Genomic DNA, 23,556 nt, shown 5'->3' with positions numbered 1-23,556 from the left:
CTCGATAGCATTGGCGGCCAGGGTGTTATGGGTCGTTCGGATCATAGAAGGTGGGATTCGCCGTGATCGCGCATCTTTCACTGCCCGAGGTGGTGCGGCTCACGCTGCGGCGGCGGATACTCAACAACGAGCTCGCCGCGGGGGAGCGGCTGATCGAGGCCAGCCTGGCGGCGGAGTTCGGCGTCAGCAGGACCACGCTCCGCTCCGCGCTGATGGAGTTGAAGAACGACCGGCTCGTCGAGTTCTCGCCGCGCCGTGGCTGCTGGGTCGCGCGGATGACGCGCGCCGAGATCGAGGACGCCTGCTTCGCCCGCTACCTGCTCGAATCCGGCGCGGTGTGCGAGGACCGCGCGGTCATCGACGACGCGCTCGTCGCCGCGCTGCGCACCGAGTTCGAGGCGATGGTGGCGGCGGTCGAGGCGGGCGACATGGCGGAGGCCGTCGAGTGCGACACCCGGCTGCACAGCGTGCTCGTCGAGGCCGGCGGCCGTAGCAGGCTCGCCGAGCTGTGGCACTCGCTCGACGGCCAGATGGGCGCGCTGATGCGGTCCTCGATCGAGTTCCAGGGCGGCGACCTCTCCGAGGTCGTCGACAGGCATCAGTCGCTCATCGACGCCGTGGCCACCGGAGACCGGGTGCTGATCGCGGCCGCGCTCAAGGACCACTACCTCAACCCGAAGACATTCGCTGACTCCGAGGAGAAATCGGCATGAGCCTGGACCAGGCAACCGCCACGGTCACCGCCCCGTCCATCACCGATTCAGCCGTGCGCCCGCCGTTCCACCTGGCCATCCCCGTCGACGACCTGGCGGCGGCGGCCGCCTTCTACGGCGACGTGCTCGGCCTGCCGCGCGGCCGCTCGTCCGACCACTGGATCGACTGGAACCTCGGCGGTCACCAGCTGGTCACCCATCTCGCCCCCGGCGGGCGGCCGGCAGGCGCGCACAACCCGGTCGACGGGCACGACGTCCCAGTGCCGCACTTCGGCCTGGTGCTGCCGGTCCCGGACTTCCAGCGGCTCGCCGGCCGGCTGCGCGCCGCGGGCACCGCCTTCGTCATCGAGCCCTACGTCCGCTTCGCGGGCGAGGTGGGCGAACAGTGGACGATGTTCTTCTACGACCCCGCGGGCAACCCGCTCGAGTTCAAGGCCTTCGCCGACCTCGGCCAGCTTTTCGCGCACTAGATTTTGCCTGCCGACGGTGTTCCTGCGGCTGGCCTGACAGGTTATTGCGAATTTGCGCAATAACCCGGTGGGGCAGGCAGTCCCGGCGTCGCGGCGGCTTCCTGCCGCCGGGAAGCACGCGCCGAGGCGCGCAGGCCGCGCACTCGGCCACCGTCGTTTGGTCGACAATCGACAATCTGTGCACACTCCCACGATGTTGGAGGGTTAACCATGAACGCGCATCACTGGGGTGATCTCAGCGATGACTCAGTCGCGGCCTCGCTGCTCGCCAGGGCGATGTCCGTGCTCGACGGCCGCGTCGAGTACGGCGACGCGCGCCTGATCGAGGCCGCCGAACTGCGGCTGTACCACCAGCTCGGCCGGGGCCCCGACGAGCGGCTCGAAGGGTCGATCGGCATCGGCGTGCGGGCGCTTGTCGACGGCGCCTGGGGCTTCGCCGCCGCGCCGCTGACCGACGACGCGGTACCCGCCCGGGTCGCGGAGCGCGCCATTGCGGTCGCGAGGGCGGGCGTGGGTGTCGGCCCCCGTGCCGCGCTCCCGCCCCGCCCGCCGGCCAGCGGCCGGTACCAGACGCAGGTGGGACGGGACCCGTTCGCGGTGCCGACCGCCGAGCGCGACGCGCTGCTCGCCGAGACCATCGCGGCCGCGGCCGCCGCGCGGCGTGGTCAGCGTGCAGGCGGTGCTCAACGCCAAGCGTCAGCACCGGCACTTCGCTTCGACCGAAGGGTCGCTGCAGCACCAGCACCTGATCGAGGCGGGCGGCGGCCTGATGGCGATGGCCGCGGGACCGGACGGGGTGCAGCGGCGCAGCTACCCGAACTCGTTCCACGGCGACACCGGCGGCGCGGGCTGGGAGTTCGTGCTCGGCCTCGACCTGGTGCGCAACGCGACGAGGGTCGGTGAGGAGGCGGTGCAGCTGCTGTCCGCGCCCGTCGCGCCTTCCGGCGTCAACGACCTGGTGATCGGCGCGCAGCAGATATCACTGCAGATCCACGAGTCCGCCGGACACGCTCTCGAACTGGACCGGATCCTGGGCGACGAGCGGAACTTCGCCGGCACCTCGTTCATCACGCCGGGCGACGTCGGCTCGCTGCGCTACGGCTCGCCCGCGGTGTCGATCACCTCCGACCCGACGGTCGAGGGCACCCGCGGCAGCTTCGGCTGGGACGACGAGGGCACCCCTGCCCGCCGGGTCGGCCTGATCCAGCAGGGCATCGTCACGCACACGCTGTCCAACCGCGACTCGGCCGCCAGGGCCGGGCTCGAGGTCACCGGCGCGGCGCGTGCCGACGGCTGGGCGTACCTCCCGGTGTGCTTCTCCACCCACGTCTTCCTCGAGCCGGGTTCCGGCAGCCTGGACGAGATGCTCGACCGGCTCGGCGACGGCTACTACATCGAGGACAACAGGAGCTGGTCCATCGACAACCGGCGGCTCAACTTCCAGTTCGGCACCGAGGTCGCCTATGAGGTGCGCGGCGGCCGCAAGGGGCGCCTGCTGCGCGACTTCAGCTACGGCGGGATCACGCCCCAGTTCTGGAACAGCGTCGAGGCCGTCGCCGGGCCCGAGGAGTTCCGTGCCTTCGGCTACCCCTGCGGCAAGGGCGAGCCGAAACAGTGGGGCTTCCTCAGTCACGGGGCGGCGCCGCTGCTCGCCCGCGGAATCAGGACAGGAGTCGCGTGATGCTGCCACCCCTCGACGCCAGCCAGACCATGGAGGCACTCGACGCCGCGCTGCGCTCAACCGCGGCGGATGAGTTCGAGATCGCCGTCCTGGCCCGCGCGGGCGAGTACACCAGGTTCGCCGGCCAGGTCATTCACCAGCCGCAGGACATCACCGAGGTGCAGTACCTGGTGCGCGCCGTGGTGGACGGCCACCCGTACCGGGTCGGCACCGCCACCGCGGCAGGACTTGACCGCGCGGTGGCCGCCGCCGCCGACGGAGCGCGCGTCAGGGCTCGGCTGTCCGCGGCGCCGGGCGAGGTCAAGCTCGCCGGACCTGAGAAGGACGCGCAGAATGCCGACCATTGGCACGAGGACACCGCGGCCTACGACGCGGGGCGGCGGTCCGCCCTGGCCAAGTCGGCGATGACCGAGGCGGCGCAGGCGGGCGGCGAGGCGGCGGGCATGTTCGGCCGCGCGGTCACCCAGCAGTTCGTCGCGACCACGACAGGCATCAGGCGAACGACTACCGCCACCGAGGCGTCGGGTGCTCTGACCGTCAACATCGACGACGGCACCGCGCACTGGATCGACCTGGGCCGCTCGGCCCGCCGCCTCGACGTGGCAGGCTCCGTCTCGCGCGCCGTCGCGCAGGCGCGGGCGCAGCGCGGCCGCGCCGAGCTGCCCGCGGGCAGCTACGAGGTGGTGCTCGGCGCCGAGGCCATGGGCGAGCTCCTTGGCTTCCTGCCCGCGCTCGGGTTCTCCGGCGCGCTCGCCGCGGACGGCATCGGCATCACCGCGCGGGCCGGAGAGGCAGCTGCCTCCGCACTCGTCGACGTGGCGGACGACGGCGGCGCCGACGTCGGGCTGCCGATCGGCTTCGACATCGAGGGCGTGACCAAGCGCCGGGTGGACTTCTTCCGCGGCGGCCTGGTCGGCGAGGCGGTCACCGACCTGGCCAGCGCCGCGGCGCTTGGCCGTCCGTCGACCGGGCACGCGCACATCGCCAGGGAGCAGCTCCCCGAGCCGGAGGCCGCCAACATCGTCATGGCGGCGGGCGGCGCCGCGGAGGAGGAGCTCATCGCGCAGGTCGAGCGCGGCGTGTACCTGCAGCGGTTCTGGTACACCAGGCTCGTCGACCGGGTAACCGGCACGATCACCGGGGTCACCAGGGACGCGTGCTTCCTGATCGAGGACGGCCGCCTCGCCGCGCCGCTGGCCGGCATGCGATTCACCCAGTCGGTGCTCGGCGTGCTGGCAGGCATCACAGCGGTCGGCTCCGACGTGCGATCCCAGCCGATCATGAACGTGTGGAACGGCTGCGTCTCCGCCCCGTCCGCCCGTGCCGCCTCCTTCCGCCTAGGCGTCGCCCCCTAGACCCCACCCCAACCACGCAAGCCCACCCAGCCCCCGGGGCAGGGCCGTGTGAGTACTGTTGGGCCGGCTCTGGCCCGCCGGCCAGAGCCGGCCTAACCGTACTCACATAACGAACGAAGACCCCCCGCACCGGGACTGCCGCCTATGCCATAGTGAGCGGCGGGCCTGGGGCGAAGGGGACATACCGATGCTTTTCAAGCACAAGCATCTCCTTGAGGAGCTGCGCAGCAACGGCCGTCACGGGACGGCGGAGATTCTGTCCATCAAGACCGTCGGCGAGGGCAGTTCCATGCGCGCGATGTGGGCGCCGGACAACGACCTGGGCAGCGGCTGGATGGACTGCTGGATGCGGCTGCGGGTCGTGCCGGACGAGCGCGGCGAGCCGCCGTTCGAGGTGACCGTGACCACCCGCATCCACACGCTGAAGTTCCAGGGCAGCGCCGTTCCTGTCTGGTACGACCCGAGGGACACCTCGAAGGTAGCCGTCGACTACGAGGCCGATCTCGCCAACCACGACCACTGGGTGGGCGTGAGCGACCGCCTGACGCACCGCCACGATCAGCGGCTCGGCCTCGCCTGGGCGCCGGTGGGCGGCGAACTGCTGCCGCTCGAGGTTCTCGCCAAGCAGGGCAAGGGCCGCATCTCCGTGACGGGCCCGATCGAGAAGCTGTTCGGGCAGCACGCGGTCGCGGCGGTGGACTACATCAGGTCGCACGCCGCCGCGTACGCGCCGGAACTGGACCCCAGCTGGTTCACGCGCAATGACCTGCACGTCGACGAGCCTTACGGCGGACTCCCGCCGGGCCTCACCGTTGGCGAGACCGCGAGCGCCGGCCTGGCATTCGCCGCCGCGTGCGCCTCGCTCATCTCCGGTCACCCGGTCCGGGTCGACGTCGCGCTCACCGGCGGGGTCGCACCGGACGGCACGCTGCTCCCCGTCGACGACCTCAAGGGCAAGGCACACGCCGCCAAAGAGGGCGACACCCAGCTGCTCATCGCGCCCAAGGCCAACGAGCCAGACCTGTTCCACGTGTCGAACCGCGACCGAGGCAGCCTCCAGCTCGTCTTCGCAGGCACGGTGGCCGAGGCGCTGCACACGGCACTGACCAAGCGCGCGGCCAAGGACCACCACCCGCGGCTGCCCTGACCGTCGCCCGCCGCCCATCGCGCCCAGCTGGCCGCGAGGTACCGAACCCGCTCCGCATCGGCACGCATGTCCGGTTAGGGCCGGCCTGGTCTTCAGGCCGCGAGCGCCGAAGCGGCGGGCATTCGCGTGGCCGGCGGGGCCGAGGGTGCGCGCTTCACGAGCTTGAGCACCGGAGCCGGGTAGCCGTTGAAGGCGCTACGGCCCGAGTAGCACTTCGTGTAGGCGCCCGCGTTGCCGATCAGGACCAGGTCGCCGGCGCGGGGCACGGGCAGCCATACCTCGTCCATGATGGTGTCCTGACTGTCGCAGCTTGGGCCGGTGAGCATGCAGGCCACGAGCGGGCGGCTGTCCGCGCCGGGGATGGTGACGGGGAAGGCCAGCTGGCGACCGGACCCCACGTGGAAGGCGAGCCCGTACGGGTTCAGGCCCAGTGAGCCGGCCAGCCGGGCAAGCTCGACTGCCTTGCCTGGCTGGACGCCGAACTTGCCCTGGTCGCCCACCGCGCCGCCGGCCCGGATGTCGACGCGCAGCAGCACCGCGGACCGGGAGCGTAGCTGGCGATCTTCTCCAGCTCGGTCTCGCTGTCGGCGGCGAACCGCCATACCCCGGCCTTCCGCGCGCACGCGATGTCGGCCGGCAGCTTGACCGGATGGATGAACAGCACCGTGGAGGGGTCGACGCCGGCCTTCATCACGGCGCGCACCTCCGCCCAGGAGGCGACCTCGAACCGGCACCCCGCGGCGTGCAGGCCGGCGAGCAACTGCGGATGGGGGTTGGCCTTGACCGCGTAATGCGCCGTTACCTCCGGGAACGCTGCTGCCAGCGCACCGAAGCTGTCCACCGCCCGCGCGACCTCGAGGCGCAGGCAGGAGGTGGCCGGACGGCCGGCGGCCAGCGATCTGGCGACGCCACGGCGGGCCGCTGCCTCCATGCCGTACCAGGCCACATCGGCGACGACCTTGCCGACCGCGAACCCGAGCCATATTCCGCCAGGCAGCGGCCGGGCCAGCCATGCCGCGCCTGCCATGCACCCGGGACGGATCAGGAAGAAGTCCAGGACTTCGGCGGCCGCACAGGACGCGAGCTGCTCCTTCACGGCGTGCCAGGTCCCGGCGCCCATTCGCCGCCACCCCGACAGGTGAGCCGTGGCCCGGCGCGCGGCGGCCGCTGTCTTCGCCCCGACGCATCCGTAGAAGCCGATCGCCTCGCACAGGGTGGCGAGCCCCGCGGCTGCCAGCAGTGACCCGGCAGCCAGGTAACCGAAGGCGAAGCCGGCGGCGGCCGCGACGGTGCCGGACACCTCGGCCACCCCGAACCGTGCCCGCCATGCACGCCACCATCCACTCCGCGAATCAGCGATCCCAGGTGTCGCATCTTCCTGCGGCACCGGCTGCTTGCTCTCCGCTGCCATCGGCAACTTCGTCGCTTGCTGCGCTCCCATGCTGTCCCCCGTACTTCACGGCATCCCCGCGAGCGGTGCCGGCCCCTGAAATGAAGTGTGTGATTGAGGCCTTGAGCTGCGATGGAGGCGCGATTGAGCGCTCGGGGAGCTCGGGATGAGAGCCGCAGTCCGCCTGAAAGCCGCAGTCCGCCTGAGTGCCGCGGTGCTCAGCGCCGAAGTTACCTGCCGGCAGCGCCTGCCACCGGGGTGCGCGGCGGGTGGGCCGGGTGAGTCAGCCGAACCCGTTCGGGATAGATATTGATGATGCCGCGCGAGCAGAGGGAGACATCAATGACCGATCCTCATGACTGGGAACGTCCAGGCGTTGAGGAGGTATCGGCCGGCGTCTACCGGATCCCGCTGCCGCTGCCGGGGAACGTGCTGCGCGCGGTGAACATCTACGCGATCACCGGACCCGACGGCATCGCATTGATCGACGCGGGCTGGTCGCTCACCGAGGCGTTCGCCGCGCTGGAGAGCGGGCTCGCCGAGCTCGGCTCGGGGCTCGCGGACGTGACCTCCGTGCTCTGCACGCACCACCACCCGGACCACTACACGCTCGGTGTCGAGCTGCGCCGCCGCACCGGCTGCAATCTCGTACTCGGCGAGGATGAGCGGCTCATGATGGAGGCGATCGTCGAGGGCGACGAGGGTGAGGCCGACTTCCGCGCCACCCTGATCCGTTCGGGCGTCCCGGCCGAACGGCTGGCGGAGCTGCACCCGCACTGGACAGGGGAGTTGTACGACTACCCGGCAGGGTGGCTGCGCGACGGCGACCTGCCCAAGGCGGGCGGCCGCGAGCTGCGGGCGCTGGCGACACCCGGGCACACCAGGGGACACCTGTGCTTCGCCGACGAGGACGTCGGCCTGCTGTTCGCAGGCGACCACGTGCTGCCGCACATCACGCCGGCCCTCGGCTTCGCGGTCATCGACGGCCATGAGCCGCTCGCCGACTACCTGGACTCCCTGCGCCGGGTCCGGCAGCGGCCCGACGCGATGCTGCTGCCCGCGCATGGCCCGGTCGGGCCGAGCGTGCACGCCCGCGCCGACGAGCTGCTTGCCCACCACGAGATCCGGCTGCGCCAGTGCGCCGATGCGGTCGCCGCGGGCGCGCGCACCGTCTACGAGGTGGCGCAGCGCGTCCCGTGGACCAGGCGCGGGCGGGCGCTCGCCGAACTGTCGCCGATCGACCAGTTCATGGCGGTGCACGAGACCCGCGCCCACCTGGCGCTGCTCGTGATGCGCGGCGAGCTCACCGTCGCCGTAGGCGACGTCGCCGACGAGTACGCGACGGCCTGATGGGGGTAACCATCTCCGGCGAGCAGATCGCCGGCTTGGGCGGCTGAGAACGTCAGGCCACCCGAACCCTGGGGTGCTGGTGATGCGTGCGGTACTGGCGCTACTCTGTTGGAAATTTCCTGTTACTGGTGGAAATTCCTCCAGAAAGGCTCTCATGCGCAACCTTGCCCGCATCCTCCCGCTGACGGCGCTTGCCCTGGCGCTCGCCGCGTGCGCCGGTTCTTCGGCGACCCATTCGGCGGGCGGCTCCGGGCCGGCGACATCGGCTGCCGCCTCGGCCTCGCCAAGCGCGTCGGCAGGCGCCGGGCCGCTAGGGGTGCTTCCCGTACCGGCAGGTGCGACGCCATACAGCGCGAACACCAACAGGTCGCTGAGCCTCAAGGCCTTCGTCCAGCAGTTCTACGTGTAGACCGCGTGGGCGGATGAAGAGGGCCTGGACGCCCGCCGCGGCTTTAAGACCGGCGAGGTAGAGGGGTGGACCAACACCGACGGATCAGAGCAGATAATCTCCATTGCCCGCTTTAAGACCGCGCAGGGCGCGAGGAGCATGTACGACGGCATGACCGCCGGCTACACCCACCACCCAAAGCCGGCGACTCCACTGAAGGACGCCGCCGTCGGGGGACGTGGCTGGGTCAATCCGACACTGGATTCGTACGGGAACGCCCGGGTGGAGATCGCTGCCGAGGTCCGTGACGAGGTCGTCATCGTCGTGGAGTACAGCGCGGCGACGCCCGACGCCGCGGGGGCCAAGGCCCTGATGCTCAAGCAGTACGACAGCCTCAACCCGTTACGGCCACGCGGAGGCTCGCGCCTTGAACTCTTCGGCGTCGCTGTGCACCGGTATGACGCACAGCAGGTGGCCGCCCGGCGCCCGGAGCACACGGCACTCCAGCCACTGGGCCACCTGCACGGCGCCGAGGGCGAGCAGGCGCGCGGTTTCCGCCTCGACGTCGTCGGTTTCGATGTCGAGGTGGTAGCGCGGTGCGTCATCGATCGCCTGGATGACGGTGACCAGTCCGGGCAGCGCCTCGTCCAACACGGTGAACTGCGGTTCCGCGGGCGCCTGCCGGGCCGTGCCGCCGAGGGCGGCGGACCAGAACGCGGTCGCGTGCGCGGCGTCGGCTTCTGGTGTGTCGATCAGCAGGGCGTAGACACGGCTCTGGTGCATGAAGTGCACGCTACCGTCTTATTTCTGCCATACCGAGATGTGGCTCCTGCTGTCGCTCGTAAAGGCGGAGCGGTCCCAGTCGCTCCACCGCTCGCGCAGGGTCATCCCGGCGAGCCGGGCCATCAGGTCAAGCTCGGCGGGCCAGACGTAGCGGAAGGGTGCGGAGAAGGTCTCGAACTCCCCGTCCGTCACCCAGTAGTGGTGCGACACGACTCCCTGCGCGGCGACCTCATATTCGTCGAAGCCGAGATGCCGCGGGGTGACGGTAAACGGCCGGAACTTCTCTCCCGGCGGGAGGCGGCGCAGTTCAGGCACGATCACCTCGATCACGAAGCAGCCGCCAGGCTCCAGGTGGCCGGCCACGTTGCGGAAGCACTCCACCTGGCTGTCCTGGGTAGTCAGGTTCATGATCGTGTTGCGCACCAGGTAGGCGAGTCCGAACGTTCCAGCCACCGTCGCGGTGGCGAAGTCCCCGATGGTCACGCCGATGGCGTCCGCGCCTGGCTGCTGCTTGAGGCGCGCGACCATGGCGGGCGACAGTTCGATCCCGTGCACCCGGACGCCCCGGCGGCTGAGCGGCAGCGCGAGACGGCCGGTGCCGATGCCAAGCTCGAGAGCGGTGGCCGACCGCGCCAGGTCCGCGAGGAAGTCCACGGCGGGGTCAACGACCGACGGCTCGAACAGCTCGGGCCACTTGGCCTCGTAGGTCGCCGCGATCCGCTCGTCGAAGTAGTTCTCCGGCATGGGCCTACTGTGCCGCTTAACGTTCGATGGACGCGAGCCAATATGCGTCGCCGCCGCGAACGGCAGGCCGCAAGACGCTAGGGACGCGCAGCCGCGAGACGTTGCGGACGGCCGATCAGCGACCGCGCTAACGCCGCATCTCCGCGACGCCCTGGGCCACGGCGCACGGTGCGCAGAGCGCGACCTCCTCATCGCCGATTCGCCTGCCCAAGATGGCGCTGTGGTCGCATACACCCGGGTCCTGCGGGTGCGCCGTGGCGCACGGGCACCGGCAGTTGCCCCAGTTGCCGGTAACCGCCGCGCGCAGGGCCTCCACCGCGGCGCGGAAGGCGGGATCGAGCTTCGCCACGGCCTCGGTGGTCGCTTCCGACACCTGCTCCCGCCACTGGCCAAGCGCCGCCGAGGCGGCCTGCCAGGCTGCGGAGAGTTCCCGTGCCGGACTTTCCGGGTATTCGCCCATGACCCCACCCCTTGTCCTCTGGCGGCGACCAGCGCTGCAGGCGTTTCGTCCTACTCCAACTGTACGAGCACCTGCCCAAGAACCCATAGACCAGGCTTCCTGGCAAGCTGGGTCCATGTTCATCGAACACCGCGGTGCCGTTCCCGAGGTCGATCCCAGCGCGTACGTCGCGCCGACGGCGGTGGTGTGCGGCGCCGTGCGCATCGGCCCGGGTGCCCGCGTGCTTTTCGGCGCCGTGCTGGCCGCCGAGGACGGCCGGGTAAGCCTTGGCGCCCGGAGCGTCGTCATGGAGAACGCGGTGATCCGCGGCCGCGCCGGGCACCCGGTGGTCATCGGCGACGATGTCCTTGTCGGCCCGCACGCCCACGTCAACGGCGCTCAGGTGGCGGACGGCTGCTTCCTGGCCACCGGCGCATCGCTGTTTCCCGGATCGGTGGCCGGGGCGGGCGCCGAGGTCCGGATCAACGGCGTGGTGCAGGTCAACACCGTCCTGCCGCCTGGCACGACGGTCCCGATCGGCTGGGTCGCGGTGGGCGACCCGGCACAGCTGTTCTCGCCGGACCAGCACGAGCGGATCTGGGCGGTCCAGCAGCACCTGGACTTCCCTGGGACCGTCTACGGTCTGCCGCGCGACGCGTCGGCCACCGAGCGGATGACCAGGCAGTCGGCCTGGTTCGCGGCCCACGTCGATGACCGCGTCATCGGCGAACGTTCCGGCGGCGAGGACGACGCCTAACCTCCCACCGCGCGCCACACCAGCCCGGGAGCGGCCGGCCAATCAAGGCTGCAGGACGACCCTGCCGGGGATGCCGCCCGCGGCCTTCGCGCTGAACGCCTCGGCCGCCTTGGCCAGCGGGTACACCGCGCCGACCTGCGGCCGCAGCTGCCCCTCGCCGATCAGCCTGGCGAGTTCGGCCAACTGCACCCGGTCGGACTCCTGCACGAACACGACCGTCTTGATGTCGTCCCTGTCGGCCGGCAGCTGCCGGTCGGGCTTGATCGTGACAAGGGTGCCGCCGGACCGCAGCAACGAGGCCGACCGCATCAGCACGTCGCCGCCGATCGTGTCCACAACCAGGTCGGCCTGGCCTGCCGCGTCCTCGAGCCGGTCGGCGTCCAGTGCGATGAATTCATCGGCGCCGAGTCCGGTGGCCAGCGTCCGCGCGCGGCCGCGCCCGGTGCCGATCACCCGCGCTCCGGCCCAGCGTGCGAGCTGGACCGCGGTCGACCCGACCGCGCCCGCCGCGCCGTGGATGACCACCGTCTGTCCCTTGGCGAGCTTGCCGTGGTCGAACAGCGCCTGCCACGCCGTCAGTCCGGCCCGTGGCACCGACGCGGCCGTGACGTGGTCCGCGGTCCGCGGCTTCAGCGCCAGGTTGCGCGCCTCCACCGCGACGTACTCGGCGGCCGCACCGTCGCGCAGCTGGTCCGTCAGCCCGTACACCTCGTCGCCGATCGCGAACCCGGCCGTCCCGTAGCCAAGCGCGGCGACCACCCCGGACACCTCCTGGCCGGGGATGATCGAGGACCGGGGATGACCGGCACGGCAGTTCCAGACGGGCCAGTCGAGCTCGTTGTGCGTGATGCCGCACGCGACGACCTTGACGAGCACGTCGCAAAGCCCTGGCTTGGCATCGGGCGCATCCTCGTAGACAAGCCCGCCGATGCCCGTTGGTTCATGCATGCGGATGGCCTTCATCGCCCCGCTCCCTTCCTGTGCCGAAATGCCCGCCGGCATGACTGCCGATATGACTGATGCCTGGTCAGGCGGCGATCATGCCGAGCCTCTCATCCGGGCGGCGAGCACCGCGGCGCCCCGCCTCGGTGCGGTCATGGTTGAAGGACAGCCTCGATGTCCAGCGTGACCGACACCTTGTCGGCGACCGCCGCGCCGCCCGCATCCACCCCGTCGGCGTAGCCGATGCCGAAGTCACGCCGGCTGATCCGGGCGGTCGCGGAGAACCCGGCCCGCTGTCCGCCCCATGGGTCGGTGCCGAATCCGAGCACCTCGAGCGCCAGCGGCACCGGCCGCGTGACGCCGTGCAGGGTCAGTTCGCCGTCGATGACCCAGTCGCCGCCGTCGGCCCGGCGGATGCCGGTGGAGCGGTAGGTCATCACGGGGTACTTCTCGACATCGAGGTAGTCGGCCGAGCGCAGGTGGTCGTCCCGCATCTTGAGGCGCGTGTCGACACTCGCGAGCTCGATCGTCGCGGTCACCGACGAGAGCAGCGGGTCCTCGCCGGTCACGATCGTGACCTTGTAGCCGGGGAAACGCCCGCGCGTGTTGCTGATCAACAGGTGCCTGCCAGAGAAGCCGACCTCGGAGTGCGCCGGATCCGCCTTCCAGGTGCCGGCCAGGTAGCCGGGGATCGAGGCGGTGGCGAGTGCGGAGCTCATGGTTCCTCCCTCAATATGGTCCCGCCGCGGCGTTCTCCCGCCGGCGGGTTGCGTCCTACCCGTACGACGAGACACACCGCCCGAGTGTCAGGCGCTGGCAAGATCCACTACTCGATGCCCGTGCCATTACCGGGACCATGACCCCGGTGATGACATGGGCATTTCTTCAGCACCGGCGGCGGCACGGGCACCACCACCGGTCAGCGAGCGCGTCTGGTAAGCAGGTAGGTAACAAGACGCAGGGGAGGGCCCGCATGCCGGTAGAACGATTGCTGCCCGACGCCGAGTCGGAGGCATTGGTCGCCCTCGCCAGGGAAATCGCGACCGACGAGCTCAAGCCGATCGCGAGCGAATACGAGGCGAAGTCCGAATTCCCCCGCGAGCAGTTCCGGCTGCTTGGCCGCAGCGGACTGCTCGGCCTGCCGTATGCGGAGGAGTGGGGAGGCGGCGCGGTCAACTACGAGGTCTACCTCCAGGTGCTCGAGGAGCTTGCCGCCGCGTGGATGACGGTGGGCGTCGGCCTGTCGGTGCACACGATGTCCTGCTACCCGCTTGCCAGCTTCGGCACCAAGGAGCAGCGGGAAGCGTGGCTGCCCGAGATGCTGGCAGGCGAGCTGCTCGGCGCCTACGCGCTGTCCGAGGCCCAGGCCGGCTCGGACGCGGCCGCACTGTCCGCTCGCGCCGAACGCGACGGCGACGACTACGTGCTGACCGGGACGAAGGCGTGGATCACCCACGCCGGGGTGGCCGACTTCTACACGCTCATGGTCCGCACAGGCGACACCGGCGGCCGCGGTATCAGCTGCCTGCTCGCCGACGCCGGCACGCAGGGCATGACCGCCACGCCCGTCGAGCACAAGATGGGCCTGACCGGCTCGCCCACCGCGCAGCTGCTGCTCGAGGGTGCCAGGGTGCCGGTCAACCGCAGGATCGGCGCGGAAGGCGACGGCCTGAAGTTCGCACTCGACGCGCTCAACTCGGGCCGGCTCGGCATCGCCGCCTGCGCGGTCGGCCTCGCTCAGGCCGCGCTCGACGAGGCGGTTGCCTACGCCATGCAGCGCACCCAGTTCGGCCGCCCGATCATCGAGTTCCAGGGCCTAGAGTTCCTGCTCGCCGACATGGCGGCGGGCGTCGAGTCGGCGCGCGCCACGTACCTGGACGCGGCCCGCAGGCGCGACCGCGGCCTGACGTTCCGCCGCCAGGCGTCGATCGCGAAGCTGGTCGCCACCGACATGGCGATGCGGGTGACCACGGACGCCGTGCAGGTCCTCGGCGGCGCCGGCTACACGCGCGACTTCCCCGTCGAGCGCTACATGCGCGAGGCCAAGGTCCCGCAGATCTTCGAGGGCACCAACCAGATACAGCGCATGGTCATCGCCCGCGAGCTCCGCAAGTCATAACCCAAGAAGATCATCCCGAACGGTTGCCTGGTTCCCCCATCCCCACGCGAAGACATATACCGCGTTCGGGGCAAAATCCCATCCGATTTAGAACGTTTTGTCGCACCCAAAACCAGTACATGTCGCTTACGCTGCTCGGGTAGCGAGGACCGGCGAGAGGTGCCGCATGACTTCCAATGGCTCGGGGACGACATCAGGAAGCACGGACGATGCGGGGGAGCAGGCGGCCGGCCCGCCGCCCGGGCGCAGCCCCGGGGTCAACCAGCGGGCGCAGATCACCCTCACCGAAGGCGAAATCGCCGAACTGCTCGCCGGCGTCCGCTCGATGACGATGGGCTCCATCGGTCCGGGCGGCCAGCCGCACCTGGTCGCGATGTGGTTCGCGGTGATCGACGGCGACATCTGCTTCGAGACCAAGGCCAAGTCCCAGAAGGCGGTCAACCTCCGCCGCGATCCGCGGATCACCTGCCTGGCCGAGGACGGCGACGTCTACGACGAATTGCGCGGCGTGGCAGTCGAGGGCCGCGCCGAGGTAAGCGACGACCCGGACCTGCTGTGGCGGATCGGCGTCGCCGTCTGGGAGCGCTACACCGGCCCCTACAGCGAGGAGATGCGCCCGTTCGTCGAGGCCGCATTGCGCAAGCGAGTGGCCGTCCGTGTCCACGCCGAACGCATCCGCTCCTGGGACCACCGCAAGCTCGGCCTCCCGTCATTCGGCCCGGCCACCGGCTCGACCGTCACCGCCCCCGGCCGCCGTCCCCGCTAAGCAGACGCGCCTGACATCCGAGAAACCGCCGGCAGGCCGGCTGCCACCGGGGCTCGGCTGCGCCGTGCCGCCGCGGCTAGCATGCGAGGATGAGCATCGCGGACACGACCGAGCCGGCCGATCCCGCAGCGGACGCCCCGGCGCCCAGGCGGCGCGGCCGCCGCAGGGATGCCGACGTGGACCGGCGGATTCTCGACGTGGCGCGCGCGGTGTACGCCGAGCGCGGCTGGGCCGGGTTCAACTTCGACGTCGTCGCGCACCAGGCGCGCGTCAGCAAGGACGCCATCTACCGCCGGTACGCCAGCAAGACCGACCTGCTGCTCGCCACCATGGCCCGCGCCGCGGAAGACCACGTTGCCGTCGTGCCGCGCGGCGACATCAGGCAGTACCTGATCGCTGCGGCGCGGCGCTACTTCGACTACGTGTCGGGGGACGGGATCAACTCGCTGCGCGTCTTCGTCGAGGCGCCGCAGAACCCGGAGCTTCTCGAGGCTTTCCACAAGGAGCGGGCGGCGCCGGTGATCGTGCAGTCCCGGGCCGCCATCAGGTCGGCCATGGACGCCGGCCTGCTGCCCGCGGCCACGTCGCCGACCGCCGTGCTCGACGCGATCCTCGGCGGGGTCGTGATGCACCTGCTCGCCACCCCGCCTGAGTTGCGCGACAAGATGCTGGCCGGCGCGCACGGCTACCTGGCAGACCTGGTCGACCTGGTGCTGCGCGGCTGCGGCTACGACTTCGGCGACCGCTGACGCGAGCGCGGCAAGCCCTTGCTGCCGCATACCGCCTCTGAAATATTGAAGGCCATGCCGACGAAGTTCGTCGGTAGTAAGGAGGAGGTGCCCATGGCAGACCGCGGAGGGGCCGCGACCGTCCCGCTCGTCTCCTACCTCGCGCTCACCCCGGCGCCGCACCTGGTCGCCAGCGAATGCACCGCCTGCGGCGCTCATTACTTCGACCGGCGCAACGCCTGCGCCGCCTGCCCTGGGTCGGACTTCAGGGCGGCGCCGCTGCCGACCGAGGGCACGGTCCGCACGTTCACCATCGTCCACATGGCGGCGCCCGGCGTGCGGGTGCCGTTCGTCGCCGCGGTCGTCGACTGCGGCGGCACCCAGGTGCGCGCGAACCTCATCAACGTCCCCGCCGACCCGGACCACGTGCGGGTCGGCCTGCCCGTCAGGCTGGCGGTCTACTCCCTCGGCACCGATGATGAGGGCACCGAGGCCGTCGGCTTCGGCTTCGAACCAGTCGCCCAGGAGGACTGATATGTCCGCGGATTCCGTCTGGGTGCTCGGCATCCACATGACCAAGTTCGGCAAGCACAAGGACAAGGACCTCACCGACCTCGCGTCGGAGGCGTGCCTCGGCGCGCTCACCGACGCGGGCCTCACCATGGCACAGATGCAGGTGATGGCCTGCGGCAACCTGATGCAATCGAATACCGCTCTCGGCCAGCGGGTGCAGAAGCAGATCGGCCAGTACGGCATCCCCGTCTACAACGTCACCAACGCGTGTGCCACCGGCGCCACCGCGCTGCGCACGGTCATGCTCGCCATCAAGGCGGGCGAGGCCGACCTCGGCCTCGCGGTCGGGGTCGAGAAGCTGTCCGGGGCGGGTCTGCTGGCCGGCGGCACGCGCAGCGCGTCCGCGGGCACCTGGCGGCCGGAGGGTCGCTTCGGCGCGGTGGCACCGCTCGACGGCCTCGTCGGCACGGAGACCATGCCGGGTGTCTTCGCGCAGGTCGGCCTGGAGTACGAGCACACTTACGGCGGCACGAGCGCCGAGCTGTTCGCCAGGATCTCCGAGAAGAACCACGCCCACTCGGCACTGAACCCGCTCGCCGCCTACACCAAGCGGTTCACACTGGAGGAGATTCTCGGCGACATCATGATCTCCTACCCCAACACCCGTCCCATGTGCTCGGCGAACACGGACGGCGCCGCTGCGGCCGTGCTGGTCAGCGGGGCGAAGCTGGCCACCCTCGACCCGGAGCAGCGGCGTCGCGCGGTGAAGGTCTCCGCCTCGGTGCTGACGACCGACCCATACGAGGAGGGCTGCCAGATCCTGCCGAACGTGAACACGCTGACCCGCAACGCGGCGAAGACGGCCTACGACCAGGCAGGCGTCTCGCCTGACGACCTGAACCTGGTGGAGCTGCACGACTGCTTCGCCACCGCGGAGCTGGTGCACTACGACAACCTGATGCTCTGCCCGCCTGGCGGCGCCGTCGACTTCTTCGAGTCGGGCGCACCCTGGCGGGACGGCCGCCTGCCGGTGAACGTGTCGGGCGGCCTGCAGTCCAAGGGCCATCCCATCGGCGCCACCGGCATCGCCAACGTCTACGAGGTCGCCACCCACCTGCGCGGCGAGGCAGGCCCCCGGCAGATCGATGGCGCCCGCGTCGGCCTCACCCACGTCATCGGCCTCGGCTCCGCCTGCGCCATCCACATCCTGGAAAGGTCCGCCAGCTGACCAGGATCGACCCCCGTGCGTAAGCTCCTCGTCGCCAACCGGGGCGAGATCGCGGTCCGCATCATCGCCTCCGCCGCCCTCGAGGGCCTGGATACCGTCGCCGTCTACACCACCGACGACCGTGACTGCGCGCACGTCGCCCGCGCGGACGAGGCCATCGCCCTGCCGGGGACCGGCGCGGCGGGGTACCTGGACACCGACGCCGTCATCGCCGCGGCAGTGACGGCGGGCGCGGATGCGATCCACCCCGGCTACGGTTTTCTCGCCGAGAGCGCGCATTTCGCTAACCAGTGTGCCGAACGGCTTGTGGCTTTCGTCGGCCCCCCACCGCAGGCTCTCGAGGCGTTCGGCGACAAGAGCCGGGCGCGGGCCATCGCGGCCGGAGTCGGCGTCCCGGTACCCCGCGGCACCGAAGGGCCCGCCACGCTCGACGAGGTCCGGCGCCTCCTCGACAGCCTGGGACCGGGCGGCGCCGTGATGGTCAAGGCGGTGGCCGGCGGCGGCGGGCGGGGCATGGCCCCGGTCGCCAAGGCGGCCGGCGCGGACCTCGCCGCGGCCTACCACCGGTGCGCCGCCGAGGCCAGGGCCGCGTTCGGCTCCGCCGCCCTGTACGCCGAGGAACTCATCGAGGGCGCCAGGCACATCGAGGTGCAGGTCGCGGCCGACGCCGCGGGCACGGTGCTCGCCCTGGGCGACCGGGACTGCTCGGTGCAGCGCCGCCGCCAGAAGCTCATCGAGATCGCCCCGGCGCCCTGGCTCGATGACGACGTGCGCGCACGACTGCATGCCGCGGCGACCGCCCTCATCGGCGCGGTCCCGTATTGCGGCCTGGCCACCGTGGAGTTCCTTGTCCGCGAGAACGAGATCACCTTCCTTGAGGTCAACCCGCGCATCCAGGTGGAGCACACGGTGACCGAGGAGGTGACGGGGCTCGACCTAGTGGCCCTCGCGCTGCGTCTCGCGGACGGCTCGCCACTGTCCAAGGCGGGACTGGCCAAGGCAGGACTGGCCGAGGCGGGGCAGGCAAGCGCGGTGCCAGGGCGCGGCTTCGCGGTCCAGGCCAGGCTCAACGCCGAGACGGTCACCCAAGACGGCTCCGTCCTCGCGGGCGCCGGCCGCCTCGACCGCTTTCTGCCGCCGGCCGGCCGGGGCGTGCGGGTCGACACGCACGGCTACCCCGGCTATCAGGTCAGCCCGCGCTACGACTCGCTGCTCGCGAAGGTCATCGCCTCCGGCGCCACCCTGGAGGAGGCTCTCGCCAGGCTGCGCCGCGCGCTCGGTGAGTTCGACGTCCAGGGCGTCGCGGTCAACACGGACCTGCTGCTCGCCATCGCGGCCGACCCGGCGCTGCGCGAGGGTCGGATCGACACCGGCTACCTCGATGTGCACCTGTCCAGACTGACCGGCAGTGCCGCCGCGCCGTTGTCCGGTGCGCGGGGAACCGAGGCTCCGCGAACCGGTACGCGTCGGGCGCAGGCTCCGCCCAACTGGGCTCCTGCGGCAGCGGCAGTGCCCGACGCGGCCGTCGCGCTGCGCGCCTCGATGCAGGGCGTCGTCGTTGACGTGCTTGTCGAGGCGGGCGACGAGGTCGCCGCCGGGGCCGAAGTGCTCGTGTACGAGGCCATGAAGATGCACCACGTCGTGGTGGCCGGCCGTCCCTGCGTCATCCGGGAGGTGACCGTGGCGGTCGGCGACCTCGTCGAGGCGGGCCAGCCCGTCGCCTACGCCGACCCGTCGGGTGAGGACGCCGGCGCGGCGAACGCCGCGGAGAGCGCCGACCCGGACCACATCCGCGACGACCTGCGCGAGACGATCGACAGGCGCCGTTACACGCTTGACGAGGGACGCCCGGAGGTCACCGCTCGCCGGCACGACCAGGGCAGGCGCACCGCCCGGGAGAACATCGCCGACCTGGTCGACGAGGGGTCGTTCACCGAGTACGGCGCGCTGACCGTCGCCGCGCAGCGGTCGACCCGGCCGCTGCAGGACCTGATCGAGCGGACTCCCGGCGACGGCGTGGTCCTCGGCACCGCCACCGTCGGCGGCGTGCCCGCCGCCGTGATGTCCTACGACTACACGGTCCTGGCCGGCACCCAGGGCAGGCTGAACCACGCCAAGACCGACCGGTTCCTGCGGCTTGCCGAACGCAGCCGCCTGCCCGTCATCGTCTTCGGCGAGGGCGGCGGCGGCCGGGGCATCGACACCGACGGGCCCGCGACAAGCGGGCTCGACTGCCAGACGTTCTGGCATATGTCCCGGCTCGTCGGCAAGGTGCCGCTGATCGGCGTGGTGTCCGGGTACTGCTTCGCGGGCAACGCGGCGATCATCGGCGCCTGCGACGTCATCATCGCGACCAGCGGATCCAGCCTCGGCATGGGCGGTCCGGCGATGATCGAGGGCGGCGGCCTCGGCGTGTACCCGCCGGAGGAAGTCGGGCCGATGGACGTGCAGACCGCCAACGGGGTCGTTGACATCCTCGTCGCAGACGAGCGCGCGGCCGTCGCCGCGGCCAAGGCGGCGCTGTCCCTGCTGTCCGGCACGCAAGTCCCCGGCACCGCCGCCGACCAGCGGATGCAGCGTCATCTCGTGCCGGAGAACCGGCTGCGCGCCTACGACGTCCGCCCGGTGATCGACACCCTGGTCGATGAGGGCAGCGGCCTCGAACTGTCCAGGGACTACGGCCGCGGGATGCTCACCGTTCTCGGCCGCATCGACGGCCGGCCCGCAGGCGTGCTCGCCAACAACCCGCTGCACCTCGGCGGCGCGATCGACGCCGAGGGCGCGGACAAGGCCACCAGGTTCCTGCGGCTGTGCGACGCCAGGGGGCTGCCCGTGGTGTCGCTGTGCGACACGCCTGGGTTCATGGTCGGGCCAGATTCGGAACGCGAGGGAACCGTGCGCCGCTTCGGCGCCATGTTCGCCGCCGCCGCGGCCCTGTCCGCGCCGCAGGTCACCGTGGTGCTGCGCAAGGGCTACGGGCTCGGCGCGATGGCCATGGCCGGCGGCTACCTGCGCGCCTCGATCCTCACGGTGGCCTGGCCAACAGGGGAGTTCGGCGGCATGGGCCTGGAGGGGATGGTGCGCCTCGGCCATCGCAGGGAACTCGAAGCGATCGCCGATCCCGCCGAACGGGAGCGCCGCTTCGCCGAGCGAGTCGCCCAGCTCTACGAGCGCGGCAAGGCGCTCAACGCGGCGTCGCTCTTCGAGATCGACGACGTGATCGACCCGGCGGACACGCGCTCGGTCATCGCCGCAGCTCTGCGCCACGCGTCATGAACGGCATCCTCGCCAGTGGCAATCGCACACAGTGAGTGCGATAACGTCGCCGGCCGGCGAATAATGGGCAGATGACCGCATCGCCGCTGCCCGCCGCCGTGCCATCCACGGGCGTCCGGCGCAGGCGTGACGAGATCCTGAACGCGGCCGCGGAGCTGTTCGCGACCACGGGGTACACCAAGACCTCGATGCGTGACGTCGCGGCCGCCTCGGGAATCCTGGCAGGCAGCCTCTACCACCACTTCGAGTCGAAGGAAGCCATCGCGGTCGAGCTTGTCGAGAACTACCACGCCGACCTGGTCGACGCGGAGCGGAAGTTCAGCCACGCCGACGGCGACACGGTGGCGGCGCTGCGGCAGTTCACCAGGGAGATCGCCGCGGTTTCCTTCCGGCACCCGGCGGCCGTGCAGATCCGCATGTTCGACGCGCCGTCCACGGCGAGCCCGAGCCTGAAGACCGTGATCCACGCCGACCCCGCCAGCCTCGGCAGGCGCTGGCGGACGCTGATCGGCGCGGCCGTCGCGGACGGCGCCATCGGCCCCGAGGTCGACCCGCGCCTGCTGCGGCACGTGCTGTACCGGGTGACCATGCAGGCGGGCAGCACGGCGACGGCGTGGCAGGCCAGCGCGCGTGAGGTGGCCGACTGCCTCACCGCGATCATCTTCTACGGCGTGGCGAGCCCACCGCCCCGCCTCGGCGGCGAGTCCGCCGCGATCGCCGCGGTCAACGAGACGGCCAGGCAGTGGGCGGCCGACGCGAGGGAACGGCTGGCGGGCCGCCGCGGCGCGGTGCTCGCCGCCGCCCGCGACCAGTTCGCGCTGCGCGGCTTCGAGTCGACGACCATGCGTGACATCGCGGACGCGGCCGGCCTCACGGCGAGCAACCTCTACCGCTACTTCAAGTCCAAGGACTCGATGATCATCGAGATCCTCAGCGACTTCTCCGACCGGCTGCTCGCGGCCTACCAGGAGGTTCTCGACACGGGCACGACCGTGATCGAGACACTCGACGCCCTGATGTGGCTACTGCAGCAGGCCAGCCGTCAGTACGCGCCGGAGATCGACATCCTGCAGGGCTACGGCCGGCTGACCGCGCTCGGCGTCACCGAGCATTACGAGCGGGGCGCGCGGACCCGCCTCCGGCTGCTCTCCCAGCTCATCGCCGCGGGCGTGGCGGCGGGCGAACTCAACGACGTGGCGGGCCCGGAACGGGTCGCCGCCGCCGTCCGCGAGCTCCTGTGGTCCCCGATGCGCGACCTCGCCGCCGTCGCCCCGGCCCGTGCCCGCGAGTTCTACCGGCACATCGTGCTATCCGGCGCCGTCACCCGACCCTGACCGGCGGGCCGTTCCCTCCCGGCTGACGCGCAGTCGGCCATGCTCGCTAGCCGACCCTCTCCTCGTGGCGGCTCCCGCTGCCGTCCAGGGACGCGGATCCGGCCGTGCCCGGGCCCGCCTCTTCCCGGTCCGCTTCACGGTGTTCCTGCACCGCTTGCGACGCATTCGCGATGCGGGCAAGCTGCCTGATCGCCAGGCTGAACCCGATGACCGACACCGTCAGCCTGGCCAGGCTGATCCAGTCTCCTGGACCCATCGTGGCTGGCTTCTCTGCCCGGATCATCGACAAGGGAAAGGCGACGGTCACCTTGTTCCTTGGCGATACAACCCGGGGTGCCGAGTGCGCTCGTCGTGCCAGCGCGGTGCCGTTATTCATCACGAGCCTCCTGTCTGCCGAGGGTGGTGCGACACTCACCCGTGTATCACGGCGCCTGTCCCGGTGATGCTGGTGGTCACCTGAGGCGGGTTACCGCTGTAGAAGATTGCTCCGGTTCCGTGGACCGACGCGTCAAGGCTTGCCGTGGGAGCTACCTGGATTAGCCCCGACCCGGCCAGGACCGCACGCACGTGTTCGGCCGCGAGCTGAAAGAGCTGCGCCTGGCCGGAGCCAGGGAGGCTGACGTTCAGGCGTGTCGCGGTGCCGGAAGCGGTCAGCAGCCCGCTGCCGACGACTGACACGGTCAGCTGCGGCGTGCTGATCCCGGTGACGGTGATCTGCCCGCTGCCGGTGAGGGCGAGTGCCGTTAGCGACGGCACCCTGACGTCGACGCTCATCGGGGTTCGCGTGCTGAAGCTGCCGCTATTCCCGATCACCAGTGTTCCGTCCGTGACCTGTGTCGTCACGTGACTGAGCAGGTTATTGTCCGCACGGACGACGACCGACTGCGGGCGGCCGACGACGACTGTGACGTTGTTTGCGCCCGCGAGGTCGAGGCTGTCGAATGCCGCCACGGCACGCGCCTGGCTGGCCGCGAGGCCTGAGCCTTGCAGGCCGGATCCCGAAGTTGTTCCGCCGCGGGCCAGCAGCACTCCCACGATCGCGGCCAGGCTGACGACAGCGACCGCGAGGACCGCGATCAGGGTCAGCTGACGGTGATCCGCCGCATGGCCGCCGCGCCGAGGCGCAGAGGCGACGGTCATGGCCCCTCCCTCCCGAGTTGCGGAGGCAAGTAATGCCACCGTCTTCATTGTCCGGCCGCGGTCGAACGCCGTGGTAGAGCCGGACGTCCCGTTCGGGTGGTCCTGCAGTCCTGGACGTTCGTCGCTTCCTGCTCGGGCAAGACCGCCGTCCTCGCGCCACTTGCCCGCAAGCTGCGGGGGCGCTGCATCACCTTTGACGCTGACGTGCGCGCATCGCATCGTAAGCGGGCTGCCCCGCTCTCGCTCGCCGTAGCGGGACTGGGATCACCTGGCACCCGTTCATCCTGATCGGG

The 23,556-nt window shown here is 71.0% G+C and carries 24 protein-coding genes and 1 pseudogene; 16 read left to right on the top strand and 9 right to left on the bottom strand.

Going from position 1 to position 23,556, the window contains the following annotated elements:
• Positions 1-62 precede the first annotated feature (62 nt).
• From EAS64_RS00400 to EAS64_RS00380, 6 genes and pseudogenes are all read left to right on the top strand, one after another.
• Positions 63-713, top strand: coding sequence for a GntR family transcriptional regulator (locus tag EAS64_RS00400; RefSeq protein WP_145850726.1), 651 nt, complete (start codon positions 63-65; stop codon positions 711-713).
• Positions 710-1,183 carry a VOC family protein gene (locus EAS64_RS00395; protein ID WP_145850725.1) on the top strand — a complete coding sequence of 158 codons (474 nt, stop codon included), beginning with the start codon at positions 710-712 and terminating at the stop codon, positions 1,181-1,183. Before EAS64_RS00400 ends, EAS64_RS00395 begins: the two co-directional genes overlap by 4 nt.
• Positions 1,184-1,393: 210 nt before the next feature.
• Positions 1,394-1,630, top strand: a pseudogene (locus EAS64_RS47065) (hypothetical protein); the annotation flags it as partial.
• A 232-nt stretch (positions 1,631-1,862) separates the two neighbouring features.
• Entirely contained in the window at positions 1,863-2,864 is a 1,002-nt protein-coding gene (locus EAS64_RS00390) for a TldD/PmbA family protein (protein ID WP_222848895.1), read from the top strand.
• Complete coding sequence (locus EAS64_RS00385; RefSeq protein WP_145850724.1) at positions 2,864-4,219, top strand: metallopeptidase TldD-related protein; 1,356 nt, start codon at positions 2,864-2,866, stop codon at positions 4,217-4,219. The genes EAS64_RS00390 and EAS64_RS00385 overlap by 1 nt, the downstream gene beginning before the upstream one ends.
• Positions 4,220-4,406: 187 nt before the next feature.
• Complete coding sequence (locus EAS64_RS00380) at positions 4,407-5,366, top strand: S16 family serine protease (protein ID WP_145850723.1); 960 nt, start codon at positions 4,407-4,409, stop codon at positions 5,364-5,366.
• Positions 5,367-5,458: 92 nt separating this feature from the next.
• On the opposite strand, the gene EAS64_RS00375 is transcribed toward EAS64_RS00380, so the two are convergent.
• Both EAS64_RS00375 and EAS64_RS00370 read right to left on the bottom strand, forming a co-directional pair.
• Positions 5,459-5,866 carry a type III PLP-dependent enzyme domain-containing protein gene (locus EAS64_RS00375; RefSeq protein WP_187365585.1) on the bottom strand — a complete coding sequence of 136 codons (408 nt, stop codon included), beginning with the start codon at positions 5,864-5,866 and terminating at the stop codon, positions 5,459-5,461.
• Entirely contained in the window at positions 5,788-6,666 is an 879-nt protein-coding gene (locus EAS64_RS00370) for a type III PLP-dependent enzyme domain-containing protein (protein ID WP_187365584.1), read from the bottom strand. The genes EAS64_RS00375 and EAS64_RS00370 overlap by 79 nt, the downstream gene beginning before the upstream one ends.
• Before the next feature lie 432 nt (positions 6,667-7,098).
• Here EAS64_RS00370 and EAS64_RS00365 point away from each other — a divergent pair, with 432 nt between their 5' ends.
• Both EAS64_RS00365 and EAS64_RS00360 read left to right on the top strand, forming a co-directional pair.
• Complete coding sequence (locus EAS64_RS00365; RefSeq protein ID WP_145850720.1) at positions 7,099-8,106, top strand: MBL fold metallo-hydrolase; 1,008 nt, start codon at positions 7,099-7,101, stop codon at positions 8,104-8,106.
• Between the two features lie 154 nt (positions 8,107-8,260).
• Positions 8,261-8,515, top strand: coding sequence for a hypothetical protein (locus EAS64_RS00360; RefSeq protein ID WP_145850719.1), 255 nt, complete (start codon positions 8,261-8,263; stop codon positions 8,513-8,515).
• A 381-nt stretch (positions 8,516-8,896) separates the two neighbouring features.
• Here EAS64_RS00360 and EAS64_RS00355 read toward each other — a convergent pair whose 3' ends face one another.
• From EAS64_RS00355 to EAS64_RS00345, 3 genes are all read right to left on the bottom strand, one after another.
• Positions 8,897-9,277 (bottom strand): VOC family protein, encoded by a 381-nt coding sequence (locus tag EAS64_RS00355; RefSeq protein ID WP_145850718.1) that lies wholly within the window; start codon positions 9,275-9,277, stop codon positions 8,897-8,899.
• 18 nt (positions 9,278-9,295) lie between these two features.
• Positions 9,296-10,021 (bottom strand): class I SAM-dependent DNA methyltransferase, encoded by a 726-nt coding sequence (locus tag EAS64_RS00350; RefSeq protein WP_145850717.1) that lies wholly within the window; start codon positions 10,019-10,021, stop codon positions 9,296-9,298.
• 127 nt (positions 10,022-10,148) lie between these two features.
• On the bottom strand, positions 10,149-10,481 hold the full coding sequence (locus tag EAS64_RS00345) for a hypothetical protein (protein ID WP_145850716.1): 333 nt from the start codon (positions 10,479-10,481) through the stop codon (positions 10,149-10,151).
• A gap of 115 nt (positions 10,482-10,596) precedes the next feature.
• On the opposite strand from EAS64_RS00345, the gene EAS64_RS00340 reads away from it, so the two are divergent.
• On the top strand, positions 10,597-11,217 hold the full coding sequence (locus tag EAS64_RS00340; protein ID WP_145850715.1) for a gamma carbonic anhydrase family protein: 621 nt from the start codon (positions 10,597-10,599) through the stop codon (positions 11,215-11,217).
• Between the two features lie 42 nt (positions 11,218-11,259).
• Here EAS64_RS00340 and EAS64_RS00335 read toward each other — a convergent pair whose 3' ends face one another.
• Together EAS64_RS00335 and EAS64_RS00330 are read right to left on the bottom strand one after the other, a co-directional pair.
• Complete coding sequence (locus EAS64_RS00335; protein ID WP_246115474.1) at positions 11,260-12,165, bottom strand: NADP-dependent oxidoreductase; 906 nt, start codon at positions 12,163-12,165, stop codon at positions 11,260-11,262.
• A gap of 146 nt (positions 12,166-12,311) precedes the next feature.
• Positions 12,312-12,878, bottom strand: coding sequence for a YceI family protein (locus tag EAS64_RS00330; protein ID WP_145850713.1), 567 nt, complete (start codon positions 12,876-12,878; stop codon positions 12,312-12,314).
• Positions 12,879-13,132: 254 nt separating this feature from the next.
• On the opposite strand from EAS64_RS00330, the gene EAS64_RS00325 reads away from it, so the two are divergent.
• From EAS64_RS00325 to EAS64_RS00295, 7 genes are all read left to right on the top strand, one after another.
• The gene (locus EAS64_RS00325) at positions 13,133-14,278 is read left to right on the top strand and encodes an acyl-CoA dehydrogenase family protein (RefSeq protein ID WP_145850712.1); all 1,146 of its coding nucleotides are present in this window, start codon (positions 13,133-13,135) and stop codon (positions 14,276-14,278) included.
• Between the two features lie 166 nt (positions 14,279-14,444).
• On the top strand, positions 14,445-15,044 hold the full coding sequence (locus EAS64_RS00320; RefSeq protein ID WP_145850711.1) for a pyridoxamine 5'-phosphate oxidase family protein: 600 nt from the start codon (positions 14,445-14,447) through the stop codon (positions 15,042-15,044).
• An 89-nt stretch (positions 15,045-15,133) separates the two neighbouring features.
• Entirely contained in the window at positions 15,134-15,793 is a 660-nt protein-coding gene (locus tag EAS64_RS00315) for a TetR/AcrR family transcriptional regulator (protein ID WP_145850710.1), read from the top strand.
• Positions 15,794-15,886: 93 nt separating this feature from the next.
• On the top strand, positions 15,887-16,306 hold the full coding sequence (locus EAS64_RS00310; RefSeq protein ID WP_145850709.1) for a Zn-ribbon domain-containing OB-fold protein: 420 nt from the start codon (positions 15,887-15,889) through the stop codon (positions 16,304-16,306).
• A 1-nt stretch (position 16,307) separates the two neighbouring features.
• On the top strand, positions 16,308-17,513 hold the full coding sequence (locus EAS64_RS00305) for a thiolase family protein (protein ID WP_145850708.1): 1,206 nt from the start codon (positions 16,308-16,310) through the stop codon (positions 17,511-17,513).
• A 15-nt stretch (positions 17,514-17,528) separates the two neighbouring features.
• Positions 17,529-20,789 carry an acetyl-CoA carboxylase family protein gene (locus tag EAS64_RS00300; protein ID WP_145850707.1) on the top strand — a complete coding sequence of 1,087 codons (3,261 nt, stop codon included), beginning with the start codon at positions 17,529-17,531 and terminating at the stop codon, positions 20,787-20,789.
• A gap of 71 nt (positions 20,790-20,860) precedes the next feature.
• Positions 20,861-22,123 carry a TetR/AcrR family transcriptional regulator gene (locus EAS64_RS00295; RefSeq protein WP_145850706.1) on the top strand — a complete coding sequence of 421 codons (1,263 nt, stop codon included), beginning with the start codon at positions 20,861-20,863 and terminating at the stop codon, positions 22,121-22,123.
• A 46-nt stretch (positions 22,124-22,169) separates the two neighbouring features.
• Here EAS64_RS00295 and EAS64_RS00290 read toward each other — a convergent pair whose 3' ends face one another.
• Together EAS64_RS00290 and EAS64_RS00285 are read right to left on the bottom strand one after the other, a co-directional pair.
• Complete coding sequence (locus tag EAS64_RS00290) at positions 22,170-22,499, bottom strand: hypothetical protein (RefSeq protein WP_145850705.1); 330 nt, start codon at positions 22,497-22,499, stop codon at positions 22,170-22,172.
• A gap of 35 nt (positions 22,500-22,534) precedes the next feature.
• A complete protein-coding gene (locus EAS64_RS00285; RefSeq protein WP_187365583.1) occupies positions 22,535-23,263 on the bottom strand; it encodes a head GIN domain-containing protein in 729 nt (242 codons plus the stop codon).
• Between the last annotated feature and the right edge of the window lie 293 nt (positions 23,264-23,556).

This window comes from Trebonia kvetii (genome assembly GCF_007827045.1).
In the GTDB taxonomy this organism is placed as follows: Bacteria; Actinomycetota; Actinomycetes; order Streptosporangiales; family Streptosporangiaceae; genus Trebonia; species Trebonia kvetii.
The sequence above is the reverse complement of the archived record's forward strand: the minus strand, read 5'-3'. Positions and strand labels throughout refer to the sequence as shown.